Origin of the sequence: Chthonomonas sp., from assembly GCF_035294165.1 — a bacterium.
GTDB lineage: Bacteria > Armatimonadota > Chthonomonadetes > Chthonomonadales > Chthonomonadaceae > Chthonomonas.
This window is the reverse complement of record NZ_DATGLN010000218.1, coordinates 1-3,021: the sequence shown is the minus strand read 5'-3', so window position 1 is coordinate 3,021 and position 3,021 is coordinate 1. Positions and strand designations below refer to the sequence as shown.

The following is a 3,021-nucleotide window of genomic DNA, read 5'->3' as shown; positions in this document are numbered from 1 at the left end:
GTAATCGTACCCTTTGCTCAGACGCGAGAAGAGTATCACCTTCTCCCCTAAGGCAGGCTGCGCGCCCTGGCTCATGTCCACGGCCTCTAACCTCTTTCCTTGCAGATCGGTAATCTGGATGAAGGTCAGCCCTAAGATGGTATCGGTAGCGACCAGTTTAGCGCTGTAATCTTTCTGATCATGCCCGACCGTTACCTTGAAGTCGGTAGGAATAGTTTTCGACCTGAAATCGGAGTTATCCCCGCCACCTCCGATATTGCCGAAAAAGCCCCCAAAGTCAAACGAGTAGCTGCTGGTTGACAGCATCACAAGCCCGTCCGGAGAGACTACTACGCCCGTGGTCTCTGTTTTTCCCTCCGAAGTTGACGACTGCCCTCCCTCACTCACCTGAGTCTTGTAAACGATCTTTACGGTGACGAGTGATGGTGTCAGGGTCTGCATAAGCTGCACGGGGTTTTGTGGCTCCTGTGCTGCCAGAGAGGCATTCGCCGGTGTCTGTTGAGCGTAAGCACTTCCTATATAGCCCGCAAAGGCAGTGAGCGCAACACATGGTCCGATAAGGTTTGTTATGATATGACGATAGTTCAACATCGCCTCCCGTCTCCTCCCTCACTCCCTAGTTTAAATGAGCCCAATCCGGCTGGATAAACACAAAATACGTTAACGCCCCACGATGCACAAATAAGGTTACCACCTTCGGCTTGCGCGACACAACTTCAGACATCACCCGCTTGAAACTGCTGACGTCCCCAATCGGCTGCCCGTTTACCGATAAGATGATATCGTCCACATTCAAGCCGGCAATGTTTGCCCAGCCCCCCTCCGTCGTGTCCGTTACAATAACCCCCTTCTGATCGAGCGGTAAATGACGCTCGATCCGATCAAAAAGCGTCAAATCCCTCACCGTAAACTCAAACGTCTTCTCTTGATACGATGCAACCTCCGACGCCGAGCTGGGCGATGCCTGTAAAGTTACCTCGATCTCGAGTGGCTTGCCTCCTCGCAAAATCCCTAATGTTGCCCTGCTCCCAACATCCAAATTCTCAATGGCATGGGTTAACATCTCCTCATCTTGTGGTCGGGAAGCCTCTAAGCTCTGCCCGTTCAAAGAGGTTATAATGTCGCCAACTCGTAGCCCTGCCTGACTCGCGTTGGTTCCAGGAAACACCTCCGTTATCAAAAACCCCTGAGTCCCGGGTACATGCAGTACCTCCGCAATCTCAGGGGTCAACACCTCCGTGCGCACCCCAAGCCAGGCGTGTGGAAGCTCAAAATCGTTGTTGGATGTCTCCGGTTTCTCCATACGCAGCACGCTTAGGCAGCTTTGGTTCTGTCGCAGATAGGCAACCACCAATCGCCCCTGCTGCTTATCTGCCTTCACCACCTGTTCCAACGCTGCTAAATTGGGAGTCGGCTTCCCATCCACCGCCCGAATCACATCTCCTACCGCAAGCTTTGGCTGCGAGTTATCTGCCGGGTACCCAGGGCGAATACCCGTCACCATCAACCCGTTCGTGTCCGGTAGATGGTTAAGTAAAGCCATCATGGGGGTAATGGAGCGAACGGTAAGCCCTAAATCCGCTACCTCGCTCTCATGGCCCAAATAGGGCTGCATCGGCGCCACAACCGTATGGAGCGTAAGCACCTTGCCCTGCCGCAACACCTGTAAGCTCACCCGCGTACCGGGTTTTATGGCCGTTACCTGCTGATAAAGCAGCGGTACTTGCTCCAAGAATCGAATGTTGGTGGGCATTCCATTAATGCTTAACAACACATCCCCCGGCTTTAATCCAGCCTCTGCTGCCGGCGATTTCGGAATAACGGCGGCAACTAATGTGCCCGTCTTACGGCCTAACTTATCTACCGGCAACGGCTCAAATCCCAAGTACCCACGGACTACTTTCCCGTGCGTAAGCACCTGCTCGAATACCCGCCGTACAAGATTGGAAGGGATTGCAAAACCAACACCGTTACCGCCTAACTCATTGATCCCCACAACCTCGCCTTGCATATTCACCAAAGGCCCACCGGAATTCCCTGGCAAAATGAGGGCATCATGCTGAATCCATCGTGTTAAAAGCCCGGTTTGCTGCCCGCTATCCAACTCAACCTGCTCGATACGATTGCCGGTAAAATCCGTGAATACACGCTGCGTGTTAGAGACGATCCCTAAGGTCATCGAAGAGGACAGCATCAATGGGTTGCCCATGGCCAGCACAAAATCGCCCACATGCAGATCATCCGAATTTCCTAAAACGGCATAATGCAGCGGTGCCTTCGGGTTGGCTCTCTGGTTAAGGTTCAACTTCAAGATGCTGATGTCGGTAAGTGGGTCATCATAGATATCCTTTGCCTCTATCCGTTCCCCATCGGTAAGGGTGCATTCGATATAGGTCGTATGCCCGGCCACGTGGTAGTTGGTAATAACATAGCCGTCTGGGCTGATGATAACCCCGCTGCCTCCTGCCAGATCGCGCTGCGCCCGCCCGCTATCGTAATAGCGATAGACAACAAGGATATTCACCAAGGCAGGATACACGCGCGCCCTGGCAAACGCGATCTCCCTGTGCAGCGTGTCTATGAGTTCCACCTTGTGACGCACCACCGGCGCAGAAGTCCCTCGCCTCACCGGGCGTGCATCGCTATAGGCGCTTCCATAGCCTAATAGCAAGCCACCCAAAATGAACCCGATAAGATACCGCTTCATCGCCCCTTCCCCTCTCTCCAGATGAACCGCACTCCTACGCCGCTTCTACCAAAGGAGCAAGGGCCTGATAGCATCGCCGCACTACGTCATCCACCTTCTCCAAAGGGAAGTCTTTAGTCCCTACAATCTCAAGCGTAAGGTACTTCAGATCGGGCTTTTTTTTTGAACGCCGCGATAATCGCCGGTAAATTCATCGCCCCTCCGCCGGGTATCTGGTCTTCCACCGAGCCGATCGGCTTCTCACGTCCTTTCGTGTCGCGAATGCGGGCTGTACAAAGGTAGGGTAATAGCGAGGGAATCGTCTCCTCAGGGTT

At 53.5% G+C, this 3,021-nt stretch carries 3 protein-coding genes; all 3 read right to left on the bottom strand.

Annotated elements, in window-relative coordinates:
- The coding region (locus tag VKV29_RS12385) for a hypothetical protein (protein ID WP_324201620.1) at nucleotides 1-591 on the bottom strand (591 nt) is incomplete at its 3' end.
- A 25-nt stretch (nucleotides 592-616) separates the two neighbouring features.
- On the bottom strand, nucleotides 617-2,707 hold the full coding sequence (locus VKV29_RS12380; protein WP_324201619.1) for a PDZ domain-containing protein: 2,091 nt from the start codon (nucleotides 2,705-2,707) through the stop codon (nucleotides 617-619).
- A 128-nt stretch (nucleotides 2,708-2,835) separates the two neighbouring features.
- Nucleotides 2,836-3,021 (bottom strand): hypothetical protein (locus tag VKV29_RS12375; protein ID WP_324201618.1); only part of this gene is annotated, 186 nt, incomplete at its 5' end.

Excerpts from the sequence above, each read along its gene's own strand:
- VKV29_RS12380 (WP_324201619.1), bottom strand. The coding sequence starts at position 2,707 with ATGAAGCGGTATCTTATCGGGTTCATTTTGGGTGGCTTGCTATTAGGC.